Annotated in this window: 19 protein-coding genes and 1 other RNA gene; 6 read left to right on the forward strand and 14 right to left on the reverse strand. The window is 72.1% G+C overall.

The window, feature by feature from the left end; all coding sequences use genetic code 11:
• Positions 1–20: 20 nt before the first annotated feature.
• The 4 genes from ACLBX8_RS14750 to ACLBX8_RS14765 all read right to left on the reverse strand — a co-directional run bounded on the left by ACLBX8_RS14750 (position 21) and on the right by ACLBX8_RS14765 (position 2,804).
• Entirely contained in the window at positions 21–344 is a 324-nt protein-coding gene (locus tag ACLBX8_RS14750) for a YbaB/EbfC family nucleoid-associated protein (RefSeq protein ID WP_020092789.1), read from the reverse strand.
• Between the two features lie 62 nt (positions 345–406).
• Positions 407–2,332 (reverse strand): DNA polymerase III subunit gamma/tau, encoded by a 1,926-nt coding sequence (locus tag ACLBX8_RS14755; RefSeq protein ID WP_447715424.1) that lies wholly within the window; start codon positions 2,330–2,332, stop codon positions 407–409.
• Positions 2,333–2,369: 37 nt separating this feature from the next.
• Positions 2,370–2,468, reverse strand: an RNA gene (gene ffs, locus ACLBX8_RS14760) — signal recognition particle sRNA small type.
• Between the two features lie 75 nt (positions 2,469–2,543).
• A complete protein-coding gene (locus tag ACLBX8_RS14765) occupies positions 2,544–2,804 on the reverse strand; it encodes a PepSY domain-containing protein (RefSeq protein ID WP_447715425.1) in 261 nt (86 codons plus the stop codon).
• Positions 2,805–2,947: 143 nt separating this feature from the next.
• Here ACLBX8_RS14765 and ACLBX8_RS14770 point away from each other — a divergent pair, with 143 nt between their 5' ends.
• Positions 2,948–4,486, forward strand: coding sequence for a YifB family Mg chelatase-like AAA ATPase (locus ACLBX8_RS14770; RefSeq protein ID WP_205833805.1), 1,539 nt, complete (start codon positions 2,948–2,950; stop codon positions 4,484–4,486).
• A complete protein-coding gene (locus ACLBX8_RS14775; RefSeq protein ID WP_447715426.1) occupies positions 4,483–6,240 on the forward strand; it encodes a protein kinase domain-containing protein in 1,758 nt (585 codons plus the stop codon). Before ACLBX8_RS14770 ends, ACLBX8_RS14775 begins: the two co-directional genes overlap by 4 nt.
• Before the next feature lie 15 nt (positions 6,241–6,255).
• On the opposite strand, the gene ACLBX8_RS14780 is transcribed toward ACLBX8_RS14775, so the two are convergent.
• The 5 genes from ACLBX8_RS14780 to ACLBX8_RS14800 form a co-directional block, all read right to left on the reverse strand.
• Positions 6,256–6,975: a glutathione S-transferase gene (locus tag ACLBX8_RS14780; RefSeq protein ID WP_020094656.1), complete on the reverse strand. Its 720-nt coding sequence runs from the start codon at positions 6,973–6,975 to the stop codon at positions 6,256–6,258.
• A gap of 48 nt (positions 6,976–7,023) precedes the next feature.
• Positions 7,024–7,473: a hypothetical protein gene (locus ACLBX8_RS14785; protein WP_091680812.1), complete on the reverse strand. Its 450-nt coding sequence runs from the start codon at positions 7,471–7,473 to the stop codon at positions 7,024–7,026.
• Between the two features lie 135 nt (positions 7,474–7,608).
• On the reverse strand, positions 7,609–7,980 hold the full coding sequence (locus ACLBX8_RS14790; RefSeq protein WP_447682376.1) for a hypothetical protein: 372 nt from the start codon (positions 7,978–7,980) through the stop codon (positions 7,609–7,611).
• A gap of 43 nt (positions 7,981–8,023) precedes the next feature.
• Entirely contained in the window at positions 8,024–9,913 is a 1,890-nt protein-coding gene (locus tag ACLBX8_RS14795; protein ID WP_447715427.1) for a methylmalonyl-CoA mutase family protein, read from the reverse strand.
• 229 nt (positions 9,914–10,142) lie between these two features.
• Positions 10,143–10,946 (reverse strand): undecaprenyl-diphosphate phosphatase, encoded by an 804-nt coding sequence (locus tag ACLBX8_RS14800; protein ID WP_020094652.1) that lies wholly within the window; start codon positions 10,944–10,946, stop codon positions 10,143–10,145.
• A 253-nt stretch (positions 10,947–11,199) separates the two neighbouring features.
• Here ACLBX8_RS14800 and ACLBX8_RS14805 point away from each other — a divergent pair, with 253 nt between their 5' ends.
• The 3 genes from ACLBX8_RS14805 to ACLBX8_RS14815 are packed head-to-tail and all read left to right on the forward strand — an operon-like array spanning position 11,200 to position 13,927.
• Positions 11,200–11,892 carry a glutathione S-transferase family protein gene (locus ACLBX8_RS14805; RefSeq protein WP_020094651.1) on the forward strand — a complete coding sequence of 231 codons (693 nt, stop codon included), beginning with the start codon at positions 11,200–11,202 and terminating at the stop codon, positions 11,890–11,892.
• Positions 11,893–11,921: 29 nt separating this feature from the next.
• Positions 11,922–13,067 (forward strand): tRNA epoxyqueuosine(34) reductase QueG, encoded by a 1,146-nt coding sequence (queG, locus tag ACLBX8_RS14810; RefSeq protein WP_447715452.1) that lies wholly within the window; start codon positions 11,922–11,924, stop codon positions 13,065–13,067.
• Positions 13,064–13,927, forward strand: coding sequence for an SDR family oxidoreductase (locus tag ACLBX8_RS14815; RefSeq protein WP_447715428.1), 864 nt, complete (start codon positions 13,064–13,066; stop codon positions 13,925–13,927). The genes queG and ACLBX8_RS14815 overlap by 4 nt, the downstream gene beginning before the upstream one ends.
• Here the strand turns inward: ACLBX8_RS14815 and ACLBX8_RS14820 are convergent, their stop codons facing one another.
• From ACLBX8_RS14820 to ACLBX8_RS14830, 3 genes are read right to left on the reverse strand one after another with little or no spacing between them, the layout of a single operon-like run.
• Positions 13,928–14,752 (reverse strand): metal ABC transporter permease, encoded by an 825-nt coding sequence (locus ACLBX8_RS14820; RefSeq protein WP_427509875.1) that lies wholly within the window; start codon positions 14,750–14,752, stop codon positions 13,928–13,930.
• A 47-nt stretch (positions 14,753–14,799) separates the two neighbouring features.
• On the reverse strand, positions 14,800–15,597 hold the full coding sequence (locus ACLBX8_RS14825) for a metal ABC transporter ATP-binding protein (protein WP_447715429.1): 798 nt from the start codon (positions 15,595–15,597) through the stop codon (positions 14,800–14,802).
• On the reverse strand, positions 15,594–15,728 hold the full coding sequence (locus ACLBX8_RS14830; protein ID WP_020094646.1) for a hypothetical protein: 135 nt from the start codon (positions 15,726–15,728) through the stop codon (positions 15,594–15,596). The genes ACLBX8_RS14825 and ACLBX8_RS14830 overlap by 4 nt, the downstream gene beginning before the upstream one ends.
• A 124-nt stretch (positions 15,729–15,852) precedes the next feature.
• Between ACLBX8_RS14830 and ACLBX8_RS14835 the strand changes: the two genes are divergently transcribed.
• Positions 15,853–16,338: a transcriptional repressor gene (locus ACLBX8_RS14835; RefSeq protein WP_020094645.1), complete on the forward strand. Its 486-nt coding sequence runs from the start codon at positions 15,853–15,855 to the stop codon at positions 16,336–16,338.
• Between the two features lie 35 nt (positions 16,339–16,373).
• Here ACLBX8_RS14835 and ACLBX8_RS14840 read toward each other — a convergent pair whose 3' ends face one another.
• The gene (locus ACLBX8_RS14840) at positions 16,374–17,879 is read right to left on the reverse strand and encodes an undecaprenyl-phosphate glucose phosphotransferase (RefSeq protein WP_447715430.1); all 1,506 of its coding nucleotides are present in this window, start codon (positions 17,877–17,879) and stop codon (positions 16,374–16,376) included.
• A 335-nt stretch (positions 17,880–18,214) separates the two neighbouring features.
• Positions 18,215–18,562 (reverse strand): antibiotic biosynthesis monooxygenase family protein, encoded by a 348-nt coding sequence (locus tag ACLBX8_RS14845; protein ID WP_042672224.1) that lies wholly within the window; start codon positions 18,560–18,562, stop codon positions 18,215–18,217.
• Positions 18,563–18,743: the final 181 nt, after the last annotated feature.

The following is an 18,743-nucleotide window of genomic DNA, read 5'->3' on the forward strand; positions in this document are numbered from 1 at the left end:
CGTCCTGTCCGGGATGCGTCCTAGAACGGCAGCTTCATGCCCGGCGGCAGGGGCAGGCCCTTGGTCAGCTCGGCCATGCGCTCCTGCATGGTCGCCTCGGCCTTCCCGCGGGCGTCGTTGCAGGCCGCGACGATCAGGTCCTCAAGGATCTCGCGCTCGTCCGCCACCATCAGCGAGGGGTCGATGCTGACTCCCTTCATCTGGCCCTTGGCGCTCATGGTGACCCGGACGGAGCCGCCGCCGGAGGCGCCGGTCACCTCGATCTCGTCCATCTCGGACTGCAGGTTGGCCATCTTCTCCTGCATGGCCTGAGCCTGCTTCATGATGCCCATCAGGTCGCGCATGCGGCTCTCTTTCCGTTTCCTCGTCTGATCTGGGTATGGCGCGGCCCGGGCGCCACCATGCGTCAGGCGTCGTCGTCCTCGACCTCGCCGACCCGCGCGGCATCGCCTTCCCCGAGGATCTCCTGCTCGGCGGAGGGGAGGGCCTCGGAGATTGTCTCGCGCACGTCGACGATCTCGGCCCCGGGAAAGCGCGTCAGGACCTCGCGCACGAACGGGTCGGCGGCGGCGTTCTCCCGGCGTGTCTCGGTCGCGGCGCGGGCGGCCGCGTCGAGGGTCGGGGCGCCCTCGTCCTTCGACAGGGCCACCACCCAGCGCCGCCCGGTCCAGCGCTCGATGGCGGCGGCGATGTCGTTGGCGAGGCTCGACCGGCCGCCGGCGGCGAGGCGGAACTCGATCCGGCCCTCCTCGAAGCGCACCAGGTGGACGTCGCGCTCCAGCGCGGTCCGCAGCAGGATGTCCCGGTTGGCGTCGGCCAGCGCGATCAGGTCCTCGAACCGCCCGAGACGCGGCGTCGGCGGTGCCGCGGGCGCCGGCCTCGGCGCCAGCGCACCGACGGGCGCGCTTGCGGGCGCGCTGATCGGGACGCTCGCCGGCGCGTTCACCGCGACGGGCGCGGCCAGGGGCGCCGCGACCGGGGCGGGCTCCGGCGCGACCGTGCGGGGTGCCGCGGCGAGCGCCGCGGAACCGCCGCCGCGCAGGTCGGGAATCGGCGGGAGGGGCGGCCGGGCCGACGCGGCCGGAGCCTCGTCCGCGGGCGCGGCGGCGGCCTCGGCCCTGAGCTGGCGCAGGGCCTCGTCGGGTGTGGGCAGGTCGGCCGCGTAGGCGAGGCGCACGATCGCCATCTCGGCGGCCGCGAGGGGCCGGGGCGCCGCCTGGACCTCGGGAATCGCCTTCAGCAGGATCTGCCACGCCCGCGACAGGGCGCGGATCGAGAGCTTCTCGGCGAACGCGGCGCCGCGGACGCGCTCGGTCTCGCTGAGCGTCGGGTCGGCGGCGGCTTCCGGCACCACCTTGAGCCGGGTGACGAGGTGCGTGAAGGCCGCGAGATCCGAGAGCACGACCGACGGGTCCGCGCCGGAATCGTACTGCGCCCGCAGCTCCGCGAAGGCGGCCGGCACCGCGCCGCGCATCACCGCCTCGAACAGGTCGAGGATCCGGGCGCGGTCGGCGAGGCCCAGCATGTCGCGCACGCTCTGCGCCGTGATCGTGCCGGCGCCGTGGGCGATCGCCTGGTCGAGCAGCGAGAGCGCGTCGCGCACCGACCCTTCCGCGGCGCGCACGATGGCGCCCAGAGCCTCGTCCTCGACCGATACGCCCTCGGCCGCGCAGACCTTCGCGAGATGCGCGTGCAAGGTCGGCGCCTCGACCCGGCGCAGGTCGAATCGCTGGCAGCGGGACAGGATCGTCACCGGGACCTTGCGGATCTCCGTGGTGGCGAACACGAATTTCACGTGCGGCGGCGGCTCCTCCAGCGTCTTCAGGAAGGCGTTGAACGCCTTCTCGGAGAGCATGTGGACCTCGTCCACGATGTAGACCTTGTAGCGCGCCGAGACCGGCCCGTAGCGGATGCCGTCGATGATCGCCCGGACGTCGTCGATGCCGGTATGCGAGGCGGCGTCCATCTCCAGCACGTCCATGTGCCGGGATTCCATGATCGCCGCGCAGTGGAGGCCGAGTTCCGGCATCGACACGGTCGGGCCGGTGTCGGGCTGTCCGGCGCGGGCGTAATTGAGGCCGCGCGCCAGGATGCGGGCCGTCGTGGTCTTGCCGACTCCGCGGACGCCGGTGAGCATCCAGGCCTGCGGGATGCGATTGGCCGCGAACCCGTTGGCGAGGGTCCGCACCATCGCGTCCTGGCCGATCAGGTCGCCGAAATTGGTGGGGCGGTACTTGCGCGCGAGCACCCGGTAGGGCGTCGCCGCGGCTGGGGGCGCTGGAAACCCGGGCAGGCCCGGCTCGTCGTCAGGCGTGCCGGTCGTAGCGTCCATGCCGTGTCTGGGTCCGGCTGCCGCGCGCCGTGGAATGAGGTGGGAGGCTGGACGAAGACCCGCTCGGTCTCGTTAGGGCTGCTTCCTTCCGGACCTGACCCGGTTGGCGAGTGAAACGTCCCTCGCCAACCCCCCGCCGGCTATATGGCCGGGCCTCGGCCCGAACGCAAGCGCTGCTGAAGCCGAGTCGAAGCGCAGCCGAAGCGCTGCCTCACTCGGCCTTGCGCTTCACGATGGCCAGGGTCTTCGGATCGAGCTTCAGGTCGAACTGCTTGCCGCTCCCGTCGATCGCGTCGTCGACCTCGATCATGCCGTCGTCGAGCTCGATCTCCTTCCACTTGGTGAAGCCCTCCTGCTTGAGCATGGCCTCGACCTTGGCCTGCTGATCGGGCGGAAGCTTCTCGTCGGCGCGGGCGGCGAGGCCGGTGCCTGCGATCAAGGTCAGGGCGAGAAGGGACGTGGTCAGGCGCATGGCTGTCTCCGATCCGGCAATTGTTTCCGGCTGTGAACAGGCGTGCCGCGGCGGAGTTCCATGGCGACGATCCCCTTGAGCCGCCACCGAATCTGCCGCACATCTTGGCCGTACCGGAACGCGGCGGCGAGGACACTGCACGAATGGTCACCCGCGTCGCCACCGTGGCCTTCGAGGGCATCGAGGCGCGGGCGGTGGACGTGCAGGTCCAGATCGTGCCGGGCTCGGTGGTGTTCACCGTCGTCGGTCTGCCCGACAAGGCGGTGGCGGAATCGCGCGAGCGGGTCCGTGGAGCGCTGATCGCCTCGGGGCTGGCGCTGCCGGCCAAGCGCATCACGGTGAACCTCGCCCCGGCGGATCTTCCCAAGGAAGGCTCGCATTTCGACCTGCCGATCGCGCTGGGCGTCATGGCGGCCATCGGCGCGATCCCGGCGGACGCGCTCGCCGGCTACTGCGTGCTGGGCGAGCTCGCCCTCGATGGCAGCATCACGGCGGTGAGCGGCGTGCTGCCGGCCGCGATGGCTGCGGCCGATCGGGGGCTCGGGCTCATCTGCCCGGCGCCCACCGGGCCGGAGGCGGCCTGGGCCGGGGGCGACCTCGACGTGCTCGCGCCGCGCTCGCTGATCCAGCTCGCCAACCACTTCAAGGGCAGCCAGGTGATGGCGCGGCCGGAGCCCGCCGTCGCCGCGCCGGCCGGGCCGCTGCCGGACCTCGCCGACATCAAGGGGCAGGAGGGCGCCAAGCGCGCCCTGGAGATCGCGGCCGCCGGGGGCCACAACCTGTTGATGAACGGGCCGCCCGGCTCGGGCAAGTCGATGCTGGCGGCGCGTCTTCCCTCGATCCTGCCGCCGCTCACGCCGCGCGAGCTGCTCGACATCTCCATGATCCAGTCGGTGGCGGGCGCGCTGAAGGACGGGGCGCTCTCGAACCGCCGGCCGTTCCGGCAGCCGCACCATTCCGCCTCGATGGCGGCCCTGGTGGGGGGCGGCCTCGGGGCGCGGCCCGGTGAGGTCTCCCTGGCCCATGGCGGCGTGCTGTTCCTGGACGAGCTCCCCGAATTTTCCCCGCAGGTGCTCGACAGCCTGCGCCAGCCGATGGAATCCGGGGCGGTGATGATCGCCCGGGCCAACCACCGAATCACCTACCCGGCGCGGTTCCAGCTGGTCGCGGCGATGAACCCGTGCCGCTGCGGCCACGGTCTCGAACCGGGCTACGCCTGCCGGCGCGGGCCGAACGCGCGCTGCATGGCGCAGTATCAGGCGCGGATCTCCGGCCCGATGCTCGACCGCATCGACCTGCGCGTCGAGGTGGCGGCGGTGACGGCCGCCGACCTGATCCTGCCCGCGCCGGCCGAGGGCTCCCGCGAGGCGGCCGCGCGGGTGTCGGCGGCCCGCGCGCTCCAGGGCGCGCGCTACGCCGCGCGCGGCCTGCCGGAATCCACCACCAACGCGACCTGTCCCGCGACGCTGATCTCGGACGTCGCGAGCCCCGACGCCGACGGGACGGCGCTGATCCGCCAGGCGGCCGAGAGCATGCGCCTCTCCGCCCGCGGCTTCCACCGGACGCTGCGCGTCGCCAGGACCCTGGCCGACCTCGACGGCGAGGCGCAGGTCCGCCGGCTCCACCTCGCCGAGGCGCTGTCGTACCGCGGCCGGGGCGACAGCGCGGCGGCCGCCGCTTGAGCGCCGGACCGCGCGGCCCGGCCGACCTGACGGTCACGATCGGCCAGCACAGCAGCGCCGGCCGCAAGGCCGCCAACCAGGATTTCAACGGCGCGCTGGTTCCCGTCCAGCCGGCGCTGGGCCTGAAGGGGATCGCGGTCGCCCTCGCCGACGGGATCAGCAGCAGCGCGGCGGGCGCGGCGGCGAGCGAGACCGCGGTCAAGAGCTTCCTCAGCGACTACTACGCCACGCCGGACACGTGGTCGGTGAAGACCTCGGCGCAGCGCGTGATCGCGGCCACGAATTCCTGGCTCTACGCCGAGACGCGGCGCGGCGCCGATCCGAACGATGCCGACCGGGGCCACGTCACGACCTTCGACGCCCTCGTGCTGAAATCCCGCGTGGCCCACCTCTTCCACGTGGGCGATGCCCGGATCTCGCGGGTGTCCGGCCGGTCGCTCGAGCAGCTCACCGAGGACCACCGGGTCGTCGTCTCCGCGGCGGAATCGTATCTCGGCCGCGCCCTCGGAGCGCAGGGCCGCGTCGAGATCGACTACCACGCCGTGGGCGTCGAGGCCGGCGACACCTTCGTGCTGACGACGGACGGCATCCACGAGCATGTCCGGCCCCGCGACATGGTCGCGGAGATCGCGCGGGCCGGGACCCTGGACGCGGCCGCGCGGGCGATCGTCGAGATGGCCCTGGCGGCCGGCAGCCCGGACAACCTGACGATCCAGATCGTGCGGGTCGAGACCGTGCCGGAGGGCGAGCCGGCCGACCTCCTCGGCGAGGCCGAGGGGCTGGACCCGGCGCCGCTCCTCGACCCACCCGCGGAGCTCGACGGCTTCCGCCTGCTGCGGATCCTCCACTCCGGTCCCCGGAGCCGCGTCTACCTGGCGGTCGAGGCGGAGACCGGCGCCCAGGTCGCCCTGAAGGTGCTGTCCCTGGACCTGCGGGACGATCCCGCCCAGCGGAAGCGCTTCGTCATGGAGGAGTGGATCGCGCGGCGGATCGACAATCCGCACGTGCTCAGGGCCCATCCCCAGGCTGGCCGCCGCAGCCACCTCTACACGGTGATGCGCTACGTCGAGGGCCAGACCCTGACCCAGTGGATGCGCGACCACGCGGCGCCCGAGCTGGAGGCGGTGCGGGGGCTCGTCGAGCAGCTCGCCCGGGGCGTGCAGGCCTTCCATCGGCGGGAGATGGTCCACCAGGACCTGCGGCCCGACAACGTCCTGATCGACGCGGCCGGCACCGTCCAGATCATCGATTTCGGCGCCACCCAGGTCGCCGGCGTCGTCGAGGGCGACCCGCGGATCGACCCGGCGGAGATCCTGGGCACGGTGCAGTACACGGCGCCGGAGTGCTTCCTCGGCGCCCCGGGGACCGCCCAGTCGGACGTCTTCGCGGTCGGCGTGATGACTTACAAGATGCTCACGGGGCGGCTGCCCTACGGCGACGCGGTGCCCCGGGCCCGGACGCGCGCGGCGCAGCGGCGGCTGCGCTACGCGTCGGCGCTGACCGTGCGCCCGCTGCTGCCGGTCTGGGTCGACGGCGCGCTGCGCAGGGCCGTCCATCCCGATCCGCAGCGGCGCTACGCGACCGTGTCGGCCTTCGTCCACGACCTGCGCCACCCCAACCCGGCTTTCACGGATGGCCGGCGGGCGTCGCTCCTGGAGCGCGACCCGCTGCTGTTCTGGCGCCTGCTGTCGCTGGTGCTCGGGCTCGTCGCGCTGGTGCTCGCGGCGATCCTGATCGCCGGCCCGCGTCGGTGAGCCCCGGCTCGCGCCTCAGGGATCCAGCTCCGGATAGCGGCGGAAGATGCCGTCCTCGTTGAACGGGATCCGGCGCGCGCTGGCGAGGTAGGCGGCGAGCCGCGGGCGCCGCGCCACGGTCTCGTGGAGCCGCGCCACCTGCGGGGTCCTCCGGAGGGCCGCAGCGGTCGCCTTGGGGAAGGCGTAGAGCAGGCCGTCGACGAGCTGGAACAGCGACAGGTCGGCGTAGCAGAGATCAGCGCCGACGAGGCGGCGGCCGCCGTTGGCCGCAAGCACGCGCTCGAAATAGCCGAGATATTTCGGGATGCGCTCGCCCCGGAATTCGGCCGCCCGGCGCAGCGCCTCGGCCTTCTGATCCGCGTAGTACAGGCCGACGCCGACGGGATGGTGGGTGTCGTGCGCCTCGTCGACCGCGTCGGCGACGGTGAGCTGGAGCTGATGGGTCCAGATCCGGTCGCGCTCCGACGGGCCCACGAGCCCGAGGCGCGGTCCGAGATAGAGCAGGATCGCGGCGCTCTGCCCGACGACGACGTCGCCGTCGCGCAGGAAGGGCGGTGCCAGGGGCGGTCGCGGATCGGCGGGGTCGGACAGTCGGTCGAGCATCGGTCCGATGCCGCCGGAATCGTCGTCCTGGCGGGCCACGTCGACGTAGTCGGCGCCGGCCTCCTCGAGGGCGAGGCGGACGAACTCGCCGCGCCCCTGGATCATCGGCCAGTAATGGAGCTCGTAGGGCATCGCCGCCTCCGGGTCGGGGAAGGCGCGGCGACCCCGGACGGTTCCCGCTCAGTTGTTCTCGGCCGGCTCCTCCGCCGAGGCCTTCTCGAGTGGCGGCTCGGCGCTGGCGACGGCCTTGCGGGCGAACATCGGCTGAAGGCGCTCGGCGAGCTGCTGGTCCAGATGCTTGACGTACGCGCCCTTGAAGTAGCGCTCACCGGTCTTCGCGCCGTAGAGGTTGTCGTGGGTCCGGATCATCGCGGCGACCTCCGGGCGGCACAGGAAGCCCGTGATGCCGACGGCCTCGTACCAGCGGCCGGCGCGCGCCTCTGCCGTCGCCTTCGGGTTCGACAGCACCGTCTCGGCGAAGCACGCGGTGGCGGCCTGCCGCAGCGGCGCCAACACCTTCTCGGCCTCCGCCGCGTTCACCTTCGGGGCGGCCGGGTGCCGGTGAGGCCGCGCCTCGGCGGCCGAGACGAGCGCGAGGACGGCGAAGGTGGCGAGGATCGAAGTCTTCATACGGGCGGCCTCGTCGGGTGTCCGAACCGTGTTCAGCTCTCGCTCATGATTGCGTCGGGATCGGGGCTGGCGGTTCGGTCCGGGTGCCCGATTCCGGGCAAGATCCGGGCTGTTTCGCGACGGCCACAGCCGCGCTCAGCCGCGCCGCTCCGCGTTCCAGTGTCCCTGGCAGGCGAGGGCCCCGGTCGAGACCCAGGTTCCGGCACCGAAGCCGTCCGAGCCCAGGCGTCCCCGCACGTCGGCGGTGGCGGCGCCGTTGGAGATCGAGCCGCGGATCGCCCCGTTCCGCGCGACGCCACCCTCGACCACGAAGGCAGTCCCGATGAAGCGCGCCCGCCCGCGCTCGATCCGCACCGGGTAGCGGTAGGCACGGTCGCAGTTCCCCGTCTCGGTGATGATCTCGACGCTCCAGGTGCCGTCGAACCGATCGGGCAGGGCGGCGCGGGGGGCGGACGCGGCGGGCAGCGTGCCGGCGAGGAGCAGGGCGACGGCGATGCGGGGCGTCATGCGGATCCGGAGTGCCGAGAGCTTCGGGGAGATCGGCGCCCCGTCAGCGCGGGGCCTGCGGCGCGGGCGTCCGCATGGCCGCACGGAGTGCCGCGTTGAGGAGGGCGAGAAGGTCGCAGCCGACATGCAGGAAGGCGGCCACGCCCGCCTGCTTCAGCGGCTCGGCCAGGTCCGTCGGCTTCCCGGCGAGGTAGACCGGTCCGGCGCCGGCCCCGGTCAGCGCCTCCGCGGTCGCGACCGCGCGCTCGGCGTAGATCCCGTCGGTGGAGCAGATGCAGGCGAGGCTCGCGCCGGATTCCCGGAACGCCGCCGCCGCCGCCTCGGCATCGGGGAAGCCCTCGTTCGACAGAGCCTCGAGCCCGCCGGCCGCGAAGGCGTTGGCCGCGAAGGTCGCCCGGGCGTTGAAGGCCGCCACCGGGCCGAGATTGGCCAGGAACACGACCGGCCTGCGACCGGTCTTGGCGAGGAAGGCGTCCGAGGCGTCCCGCAGGGCCTCGTAGGGCTCCGCGAGGCGCTGGGACGGCAGCGCGTCGCAGGCGACCGCCGAGCCCGCGCCGAAGTTGGATCCGCGCACCGCCGCCATGGGCGGCACGTCGAGAACCGTGACCGGCTTCTCGGGGAGGTTCGGAAACTCGCTCGCACCGGTGAGCGGTTCGCGGCGGGTCGCCACCGCCTTGGCGCGGGCCTCGCGGGTCAGCTCGATCCGCCGCTGGAGCTTGCCGACGCTGAGCGAGGCGACGATCCCGCCCTCGGCCTCGATCGCCTGGAACGCCGCCCAGCCCGCCTCGGCGAGCTCGGCCGTCAGGGCCTCGAAACCGCCGGCGCCGGCCGCGGGGTCGCTGACCCGCGCGAGGTGCGATTCCTCGATGAGCACGATCTGGCTGTTGCGCGCCACGCGCCGGGCGAAGGCGTCGGGCAGGCCGAGGGCCTGCGTGTACGGCAGGACCGCGACGCTGTCGGCGCCGCCCATGCCGGCCGAGGCCGCCGCCATGCCGGTCCGGAGGATGTTCACGAACGGGTCGCGCTTGGTCATCATCCGCCACGCGGTCTCGGCGTGGAGGCGCAGCGGCTTCGGCTCGAGGCCGCAGGCCTGCTCGACGCGCGCCCAGAGGCGCCGCATCGCGCGGAACTTCGCGACGGTGACGAACTCGTCGGCATCGGCCGCGAGCAGCACGGCGACGCGGTCGCGCGCGCTCGCGAGATCGTGACCGGCCGCTTCCAGGGCGCGCAGGTAGGCGACGGCGGTGGCGAGCACCGCGCCGAGTTCCGCCGCCTCGCCGGCGCCGGCCTCGTGGTAGGGCCGGCCGTCGGCCAGGAAGGCCCGGCCGCGGAAACCCGCAGCCTCCAGCTCGGCCACGACCTCGGCGAGGCGGGGCGCGATGTCGGTCCAGACGGCTCCGAGGCTGCCGGTGGCCGCCAGGACACCGACGGGATCGACCCCCAGATCGACGTCGTAGGTCGAGAGATCCTCGCCGCGGCGCTCCGCCAGCGCCTTGACCAGCTGGGCCACCTCCAGGCCGCGGCCGCCAGCATCGATCCGCAGGGCGATCAGCGGCAGCATCACGCCCTTCAGGGCGGCGTCGAGCTCCTCGACGCTCGCCGCGGTGAGACCGTAGCCGCGGGCGCCCGGCGCACCCGCGACGGCGAGCACGAGGGCATCGGCCCCGCCCTCGAGGTCGGTGAGCGCCTGCGTGTTCGCGGTTCCGAGGTCGGGATGGTCGACCCGCTGGGCGATCCGCCAGGGTCCCGGCTCGCGCACCGGCTGCGCCGCCGGCTCGGCCGGTCCGTAGAGGGGTTCGATCCGCAGTCCGTCGGCCGTCCGCGACACCAGCCGCTTCTCGAAATCGGCGCCCTTCAGGACGCCTTCGACGAGGCCGAGCCAGCGCGCCCGGTCTGCGGGCTCGAAGAGGTCGGCGAGCGGTCTGTCTTCCATCGGTACGTCCCAGGGCGCGGCGTCTTCTGCACCGCTTTCATGCGTTTGCCTCGCACGCCGCTCCGCCGCTGGCAATCGCCCGATGGTTGAGGAAAGCTCAAGCCGCGGATCACCGATTTTTGAGTGATGCGGCGCAGGTGCGGTCAGGGGCACCTGCCGATCCGGATCGCGAGTCCGAGCCGCTGCCGGCGAGCCCGGGCTGACCGAACGGGGCGCGATCCCGCCCGCGTCAGCCGAGGATGATCAGGCCGGCGAAGCCGAGGGCACCGACGATGATCCGCCACCACGCGAACAGCCAGAAACCGTGGCGGGAGACGTAGTCGAGGAGAAACCGCACCACGAACAGCGCCGAGACGAACGAGACGATGAAGCCGATCGCGATCAGCCCGACATCGTTGCTCGAAAGGTATTTGTAGTTGTCGAGCAGGTCCTTGGCGAAGGCGCCCGCCATGGTCGGCATCGCGAGGTAGAACGAGAACTCGGTGGCCGAGCGCTTGTCGGCGCCCATCAGCATGGCGCCCACGATCGTGGCGCCCGAGCGCGAGACGCCGGGTATCATCGCCAGGCACTGGAAGATGCCGATCTTCAGGTCCATCGGCAGCGAGAAGTCGTAGACGTCAGTCTTCTTCACCTCGAGGTCGGTGTCGTCGATGACGAGGAGCACGAGGCCGCCGGCCACCAGGGTCGCGCAGACGATCCACGGGTTGAACAGGTAGGCCTTGATCAGCTTCGAGAAGAGGCCGCCGATGATCGCCGCCGGCAGGAACGCCACCAGGATGCCGAGGACGAAGCGGCGCGCCTTCGGGTCGGACGGCAACGCGGTGGCGATCCCCAGGAGGCGGCGGAAATACACCAGCAGGATCGCCAGGATCGCGCCGAGCTGGATCAGCACCTCGAAGGTGTTGTTGGGCGAGTGGAAGCCGATGAAGTGCCCCACCAGCAGCTGGTGGCCGGTGGAGGAGACCGGGATGAACTCGGTCGCCCCCTCCACCAGGGCGAGCAGCACTGCCTTGCCGATGCTTGCCGGATCCATCGCGACGCCCTGTGCCGCGCGCGCGGAGGCCCCCGTCGGGCCACCGCCTGCCACGCGAAATGGTTGTACCCGAGGCTTCGCCGATCAGGGTTGACGGGCAGTTACCGGGCCGGGCCGCGCGTGTTAAGGGCTCGGCAACGGTCGAGCAATAACGCTCGGTCCGAAGTCCTCTGCGCCGAAGACCCGCGCTTCAGGACCCACGACGAGCGCGGGACCGGCCGCGCTGGCAGACCGAACGTCCCGCACGGCCTCGATGGCAACCCTCTACCATTTCCCCTTCTGCGCGAATTCCCGTTTCATCCGTCTCGTGCTCGCCGAGATGGGCATGGAGCCGACGCTGTTCGAAGAACGGCCCTGGGAGCGGCGCGACGACTTCCTGCTGATCAACCCGGCGGGCGTCACGCCCGTGCTGCTGGAGCAGAACGGCCTCGTGGTTCCCGGCGCCGGCGTCATCGCCGAGTACCTCGACGAGACCCGCGGCCTCGGGCTCTCGGGGCGGCGGATGCTGCCGGAGGACACCGTCGAGCGCGTGGAGGTGCGGCGCCTGCTGGACTGGTTCCTGGTGAAGTTCGAGTCCGAGGTGACCGCCTACCTCGTCAACGAGAAGATCTCGAAGCGCTTCATGTCGGCCAACGAGGGCGGCGGCCCGCCCGACATGAACGCGATCCGCGCGGCGCGGTCCAACGTGCGCTACCACCTCAAATACATCGGCTACCTCATCGCGCGGCGGCGCTGGATCGCCGGCGACAACCTGACCTATGCCGATCTCGCGGCGGCCGCCCATCTCTCCTGCGTCGACTACCTGGGCGACGTGCCCTGGGACGAGGACGAGATGGCGCGGAATTGGTACGCCCGCGTCAAGTCGCGGCCCTCGTTCCGCGCCCTGCTCGCCGACCGGGTGGCCGGGATGGCACCGGCCGCCCACTACGCGGATCTGGATTTCTGAACGCCCGACGGACCTACCACGGCGCCGACCTGCGACGCCTCGTCGAGACCCGGGCCCGGACGCTCGGGTTCTGCGGCTTGCGCGTGACCCGACCCGACCGGCTGCCCGACCTGCCCGGCCGCCTTTCCGCCTGGCTCGCCGAGGGCGCGCAGGGCACCATGGACTGGATGGCGGAGCGGGCCGACCAGCGCGCCAGCCCGGTCGCGCTGTGGCCCGGTCTGCGCAGCATCCTGGTCCTGGCGATGAGCTACCGGCCGGAGCACGATCCCCTCGACCTCGTGGCGCTTCGCGACCGCGGTGCCGTCGCCGCCTACGCGCAGCGGCGGGACTATCACGAGGTTTTGAAGGGCCGCCTGAAAGAATTGGGTGGGTATCTGTCGGCTAAGGGCGACGTGCGGGTGAAGGTCTTCTGCGACACCGCCCCCGTCATGGAGAAGACCCTGGCGGAGGCGGCCGGCCTCGGCTGGCAGGGCAAGCACACGGTGCTGATCTCCCGCGGGCACGGCAACTGGCTGCTCCTCGGCGCGATCTACACGAGCGCGGAATTCGAGCCCGACCCGCCGGAGCCCGACCGTTGCGGCTCGTGCCGCGCCTGCCTGGACGTCTGCCCCACCGACGCGTTCCCGGGGCCTTACCGGCTCGATGCCCGCCGCTGCATCTCGTACCTGACGATCGAGCATGCCGGGCCGATCCCGGCGGCGTTCCGGGCGGCAATCGGCAACCGGGTGTTCGGCTGCGACGATTGCCTGGCCGTCTGCCCCTGGAACAAGTTCGCCCGCACCGCGGCGGAGAGCCGCCTCGCCGCGCGGGCGGACCTGGCGGCCCCGGCGCTCTCGGATCTCGCGGGCCTCGACGACGCGGCGTTCCGCACCTTCTTCGCCGGCACGCCGGTGAAGCGCACCGGGCGCGACCGCTTCCTCCGCAACGTCATGATCGCGATCGGGAATTCCGATGACCCGTCGCTCGCGGAGGCGGCCGTTGCGCGCCTGCGCGACCCGTCTCCACTGGTGCGCGGCATGGCGGTCTGGGCCTGCGGCCGGCTGCTGGCGCCCGAGGCCGTGCGCGCGCTCGGGCGGCAGCACGGCGATTCCGAGACCGACGCCCACGTGCGGGACGAGTGGCGGACCGTCACCGGCTTGACGGAACCGCGGACGGACGAGACATCCGCGGCATGAACCTCTTCGTCTTCGGGCTCGGCTTCACGGGCCGTCACTTCGCTGAGCGGGCGCGGCCGCGTTTCGGGACCGTCCGCGCCACGGTGACCGACCCCGCGGCCGCCGACCGCGTCGCCGCGGAGACGGGCTTCGCCATGCGCGCTTTCGGGCCGGAGGCCGACGATCCCCGGATCGCGGCGGATCTCGCCGACACGGACGTGCTCCTCGTCTCGGCGCCCCCCGGCGAGGCCGGCGACCCGGTATTGGCCCGCTACGCCGACGCCGTCGCGGCGAGCCGGATCCGGTGGATCGGCTACCTGTCCACCATCGGCGTCTACGGCGACCAGGGCGGCGCCTGGATCGACGAGACCACGCCGGCGACCCCGCGCAGCGCCCGGTCCAAGGTGCGCGTCGACGCCGAGGCGGCGTGGCTGGCGCTCGGCGCCGCGACCGGCAAGGCCGTTCAGGTCTTCCGGCTCTCGGGCATCTACGGACCCGGGCGCAACCCGATCGTGAAGCTGCGGGAGGGCCGCTCGCAGCGCATCGTGAAGGCCGGGCAGGTCTTCAACCGCATCCACGTCGACGACATCGCCACGACGCTGCTCGCCTCGATCGACCGGCCGCGGCCGGGGGCGATCTACAACGTCACCGACGACGAGCCGATCGCGCCCCAGACCGTGACCGAGCACGCCGCGGCCCTCACAGGCCTGCCGCTGCCGCCCGAGATCGATTTCGAGACCGCCGACCTGTCGCCGATGGCGCGCAGCTTCTACGGCGAGAACAAGCGCGTCCGGAACCGGCTGATCCGCGACGAACTCGGCGTCGCGCTCGCCTATCCGACCTATCGCGAGGGGCTCGCGGCGCTCAAGGATCAGCCCTGATCAGGCCTCGAGGTGGCGCGGCCGGACGAGGCGGCGGAGCAGGCCGTCGCGCGGGCCGACCATCATCGAGGCGACGTAGAGGGCACCGGCCGCCAGCACGATGGCCGGCCCGCTCGGCACGTCGTACCGGTACGACAGGCTGAGCCCCGACACGCTCGCCAGGGCCGCGATCAGCATCGAGACCGGGATCAGGCCGGCCAGGTCGCGGGCCCAGAACCGGGCCGCCACCGCCGGCAGCAGCATCAGCCCCACCGCCAGCAGCGTGCCGAGGGCCTGGAACCCGCCGACGAGGTTCACCACCACCAGCGCCAGGAAGGCGAGGTGAACCGGGCCGCCGCTGCGGCTCACGCTCCGCAGGAACAGGGGATCGACGCATTCCATCACGAGCGGCCGGTAGATCAGGGCCAGGGCCAGCAGGGTCAGCGTGCTGATGCCGCCGAGCAGCCACAGCGCGTCGTCGTCGAGCGCCAGGACCGAGCCGAACAGGAAGTGCATGAGGTCGATCTGCGAGCCGCGCAGGGAGACCAGCAGCACGCCGGCCGCGAGCGAGATGAGATAGAAGGCGGCGAGGTTCGCGTCCTCCCGGACGACCGTCGCGCGGGTGACGGCGCCGGCCAGGAGGGCGACCGCGAGGCCGGCGACGAGGCCGCCCAGCGTCATCGCCGGCAGCGACAGGCCGGCGACCAGGAAGCCGACCGCGGCGCCGGGCAGGATCGCGTGGCTCATCGCGTCGCTCATCAGGCTCATGCGGCGCAGCGTCAGGAACACGCCGATGGGCGGCGCCGAGACCGACAGGGCGAGGCAGCCCGCCAGGGCCCGGCGCATGAAGCCGAACTCCACGAACGGCGCGAACAGGGATCCGAGCGGATCGGTCACGCGGCGTCCTCGTGGTGGTGATGGTCCGCGCCGCCGTGGTCGTGCGCCGCCGCGACGGCCCGCGGCCCGGCGCAGATCGCCGCGCCCTCGTCCCAGGCCTCGGACAGGTTGCGGGCGCGCGCGAGGTTCTCGGCCGTCAGGACGCGCGCGGTCGGTCCCCAGGCCACGGGCTCCCGGGCGAGCAGCAGCGTCGTCGGGAAATGCGCCCGGACCTGCTGGAGGTCGTGCAGGGCGGCGACGACGGTCCGCCCCTCGGCGTGCCACGTGCGGATGAGCGCCAGGAGATCGTCCACCGTCCGCGCGTCGATGCCGGTGAACGGCTCGTCGAGGAGCACGACCGGGCAGTCCTGCAGGATCAGACGGGCGAACAGGGCGCGCCGGAACTGTCCGCCCGACAGGGTGCCGATCGGCCGCGCGGCGAAACCGTCGAGGCCGACCGCGGCCAGCGCCGCCTCGATCGCCGGGCGCCGCCGGGTGAGGCTGCGCCACGCCCCCGCGCGCCGCCAGAGGCCCATGCCGGCGAGATCCATGACGGTGAGTGGGAAGCTCCGGTCGATCTCGTCGACCTGCGGCATGTAGGCGAGGGCGCCGGCGCGCTCGATGCGCCCGTCCAGGCAGCGGATCTCTCCGGCCATGCCCTTGAGGAGCGTCGACTTGCCGGCCCCGTTCGGGCCGACGAGGGCGAGCAAGTCGCCGGCCCGCACGGACCCGTCGAGGTGGTGGACCGCCGGATGCCGGTCGTAACCGAGGGTGAGACCGACGAGGCGGATCGGATCCGGGCGCGCGCCGCTCATGTCGCCAGCGCCCAGGCGATGGTCAGCCAGACCAGCGCCGAGAGCAGCGCGGCGAGCGCCAGCCGCAGGCCGATCCCGCTCTGGAACAGCGATCGCCGCGCCGCGTGTCTCGGGCTGGGAATGGTCGGCACGGGGTCCTCGTCGCGCGCTCACGCCGGCGCGGGCACCGCGCGGGGCTACTGGTGCGCTGCTGGGCGGCGGTGATACACTGTAACAAACCCGTGGGACAACCTGCGGATCACGTCTGGAGCGATCATGCACCGTCACGAGGGTCACGACGCGTGCCACGCCGGCACCGGTGACATGCTCGCGCGGGCCGAGGCCCTGTGTCGCGAGCGCGGTCTTCAGTTCACGCCCCTGCGCCGGGAGGTGCTCGAGGCCGTAGCCGAGTCCGCCAAGGCTCAGGGCGCCTACGACATCGCCGAGCGGCTGAGCGCGCCGGGCAAGCGCGTGGCCCCGGTCTCGGTCTACCGCGCCCTCGACTTCCTCATGGAGCAGGGTCTGGTCCACCGGATCGCGAGCCGCAACGCCTTCATCCCCTGCGCGCACGGCCACGCCCCAGGGGAGGGGGTCATCTTCCTGATCTGCCGCACCTGCGGCGGCGTCGACGAGGCCTCGTCGGAGGAAGTCGAGGGCAGCCTGGGGCGCACGCTGGAGCGGGCCGGCTTCACCCCGACCCACAGCATCCTGGAGGTCGAGGGCGATTGTGGCGCCTGCCGGGAGCGGAAGCAGGCCCCCTGAGGCGCCACTTCCAGCGGACGGGCGTCTGGTTCCGGTCAGAAGGCGTTCTGGTAGGCGCGGCGCGAGACGACCGTCTGGATCATGATCTGGATGTCGAACCAGATCGACCAGTTGTCGATGTAGTGCAGGTCGCAGGCGACGCGCCGCTCCATGGCGAGGTCGGTCTGCGTCTCGCCGCGGTAGCCGTTGACCTGGGCCCAGCCGGTGATCCCGGGCTTCACGTTGTGCCGGCGGGCGTAGAGGGCGATCCGGCGCTCGAAGCTCCGATCGTGCGCCAAAGCGTGCGGACGGGGGCCGACCAGCGACATCTCTCCGCGCAGGACGTTGATCAGCTGGGGCAGCTCGTCGAGGTTCGTCCGGCGCAGGATCGCGCCGATCCGGGTGATGCGGCTGTCGTTGCGGGTCGCCTGCCGGAAGGCGGCGTTCGGATCCGCCCGCATCGACCGGAACTTGAAGACGCCGAACGGCTGCTGGTTGAAGCCGTAGCGCTTCTGCCGGAAGAAGACCGGGCCGGGGCTGTCGAGCTTGATCGCCACCGCGATCGCGGCGAGCAGCGGCGACAGCGACACGAGGGCGACGGTCGCCACCGTCAGGTCGAGGGCGCGCTTCAGCATGACCTCGCCGACGTTGAGCGGACGGCGGCCGATGTTGATCCCCGAGACGCCGCCGACCCGGGCGACCTGCAGGTCCGGGAACCGGTCGAGGACCGCGCCGGGACGCAGGTGGAGGGCCGAGGGCACCCGCAGGAAGGCGTCGATGCAGCGCTCGACCTCCGCGGTGTCGGCCCAGGGCACCAGCACGAAGACGTCGTCCGGCCGCAGGAAGCGGACGACGGAGACGGCGAGGTCGAGATCCTCCTGCAACTGGTCGTGGCGCGTGGCCGCGTCGGCGCCGGGATCGACCCGCCGCAGGTAGCTCGTCCCAATGATCCGCGAGCCGAGCTGGTCGACCTCCTTGCCGGCGTAGAAGCGCGCAATGTCCTCCTCGTAGCCCACGAGGTGGATCCGGCTGGCGGTGGCCGATCCGGCGCTCAGCCGCTCGCGCACGAGCCGGCGCACCGCGGCCCGCGCCGCGATGAGCACCGGCAGGCCGGCGGCGAAGATCCCGAGCGAGACGAGCCGCGAGTAATCGTTGGTCGTCTTCGTCATGAAGCTGACGACGAGCACGGCGGCCCAGGCGATCAGCCAGAGCGAGGCCACCCGCTGGACGCCCGGCTTCTGCGCCATCACGTTCTCGAGGCTGTACTCCTCGCGCAGGACGTTCGTGGCGACGATCACCAGCGCCAGCAGCGCCGACAGCCGCGAGCCGCGGACGAGACCCGCCCACACCGTGCCGTCCTGCGCGAGGACTTGGTAGGCGCATTCGAGGCCCAGCGTCACCGCCACGATCGCCGCGATGTCGGTGGCGGCGAGAGTCATGGACAGGGCGATGCGTGCCAGCGCACGGCCGCGGCGTGGCAGCAGGGCCGACCACACATTGCGGCGGCGCTCCGCCGAGGTCGGCAGCGCCTGAAACGTCTCCGGAAGCCGATCGTGAAACATCTGACCCGCAACGTCCCGTCTTAGTCGGACTCTGTACCAGTCTGAGACACGAAAGGTTTCAGCGCCGCCTGGTGACGGTCACGGAGCAAGCCGCGGGCCCGGCGGGTTCACGATCGCAGTCGCGGATGAGCGCTGCGACTTAGGGCCTGCTTCCGGAGGAGGCAATACATAGTTAATGCTGAGTGACTGTTCGGCGCAGCCGGCCATCGCGAGGTTTGACGGGGGACCGTTTTCGCCGGAGCTATTTCAATTCACGCGGGTTTCTTTCATCGCGGTTTCAACCGGATCGGCGCCTCGAATGACCCCGGCCGAAGGGCGGCCGGGGTCCGCCGCGTTCAGACGGCGTCCGCGTCCTGGCGCGCATCGGCCGTCCCGCCGACCGTCTGGATCGTCTCGAAACCCTCGAATTGGGGGTGGCCGAGATACAGGGGCTTGGTCGAGGGCACGCGGCCATGCGCCTTGCGGAACTGCTCGGACCGGGTCCAGGCCTCGAAATCGGCACGCGATCGCCAGATCGTGTGCGAGGCGTAGAGCACGTGGTCCTCGTGCTCGGGGCCGCGCAGCAGGTGAAACTCGACGAAGCCCGGCATCTCGCCGAGGTGGCTGTCGCGCCCGAGCCAGACGGCCTCGAAATCCGCCGTCGCGTCCTTAACGACCTTGAAGCGATTCATCGCGATGAACATGCGTGCCTCCTGCGCGGTACCGAACCTACATGCCCCTGTGGTCCTAAGGGGTACCGCCGCGCGGCGACAAGGCGCACCTCGAAATCAGCCCTGACCTCCACGTCGACATTTGAGCAACAATGTTGCAAAGATGTGTGGGCTTAAACTAGAAGATGTAACCTTCGACTTGCGAAGCTTGACA

It is taken from the genome of Methylobacterium sp. D48H, assembly GCF_053345715.1.

Bases quoted from the DNA above. Each gene is read 5' to 3' on its own strand.
- ACLBX8_RS14750 (WP_020092789.1), bottom strand. From the start codon at position 344: ATGCGCGACCTGATGGGCATCATGAAGCAGGCTCAGGCCATGCAGGAG.
- ACLBX8_RS14755 (WP_447715424.1), bottom strand. From the start codon at position 2,332: ATGGACGCTACGACCGGCACGCCTGACGACGAGCCGGGCCTGCCCGGG.
- ACLBX8_RS14765 (WP_447715425.1), bottom strand. From the start codon at position 2,804: ATGCGCCTGACCACGTCCCTTCTCGCCCTGACCTTGATCGCAGGCACC.
- ACLBX8_RS14770 (WP_205833805.1), top strand. From the start codon at position 2,948: ATGGTCACCCGCGTCGCCACCGTGGCCTTCGAGGGCATCGAGGCGCGG.
- ACLBX8_RS14780 (WP_020094656.1), bottom strand. From the start codon at position 6,975: ATGCCCTACGAGCTCCATTACTGGCCGATGATCCAGGGGCGCGGCGAG.
- ACLBX8_RS14785 (WP_091680812.1), bottom strand. From the start codon at position 7,473: ATGAAGACTTCGATCCTCGCCACCTTCGCCGTCCTCGCGCTCGTCTCG.
- ACLBX8_RS14790 (WP_447682376.1), bottom strand. From the start codon at position 7,980: ATGACGCCCCGCATCGCCGTCGCCCTGCTCCTCGCCGGCACGCTGCCC.
- ACLBX8_RS14795 (WP_447715427.1), bottom strand. From the start codon at position 9,913: ATGGAAGACAGACCGCTCGCCGACCTCTTCGAGCCCGCAGACCGGGCG.
- ACLBX8_RS14800 (WP_020094652.1), bottom strand. From the start codon at position 10,946: ATGGATCCGGCAAGCATCGGCAAGGCAGTGCTGCTCGCCCTGGTGGAG.
- ACLBX8_RS14805 (WP_020094651.1), top strand. From the start codon at position 11,200: ATGGCAACCCTCTACCATTTCCCCTTCTGCGCGAATTCCCGTTTCATC.
- ACLBX8_RS14815 (WP_447715428.1), top strand. From the start codon at position 13,064: ATGAACCTCTTCGTCTTCGGGCTCGGCTTCACGGGCCGTCACTTCGCT.
- ACLBX8_RS14820 (WP_427509875.1), bottom strand. From the start codon at position 14,752: ATGCGCCGGGCCCTGGCGGGCTGCCTCGCCCTGTCGGTCTCGGCGCCG.
- ACLBX8_RS14825 (WP_447715429.1), bottom strand. From the start codon at position 15,597: ATGAGCGGCGCGCGCCCGGATCCGATCCGCCTCGTCGGTCTCACCCTC.
- ACLBX8_RS14835 (WP_020094645.1), top strand. From the start codon at position 15,853: ATGCACCGTCACGAGGGTCACGACGCGTGCCACGCCGGCACCGGTGAC.
- ACLBX8_RS14840 (WP_447715430.1), bottom strand. From the start codon at position 17,879: ATGTTTCACGATCGGCTTCCGGAGACGTTTCAGGCGCTGCCGACCTCG.
- ACLBX8_RS14845 (WP_042672224.1), bottom strand. From the start codon at position 18,562: ATGTTCATCGCGATGAATCGCTTCAAGGTCGTTAAGGACGCGACGGCG.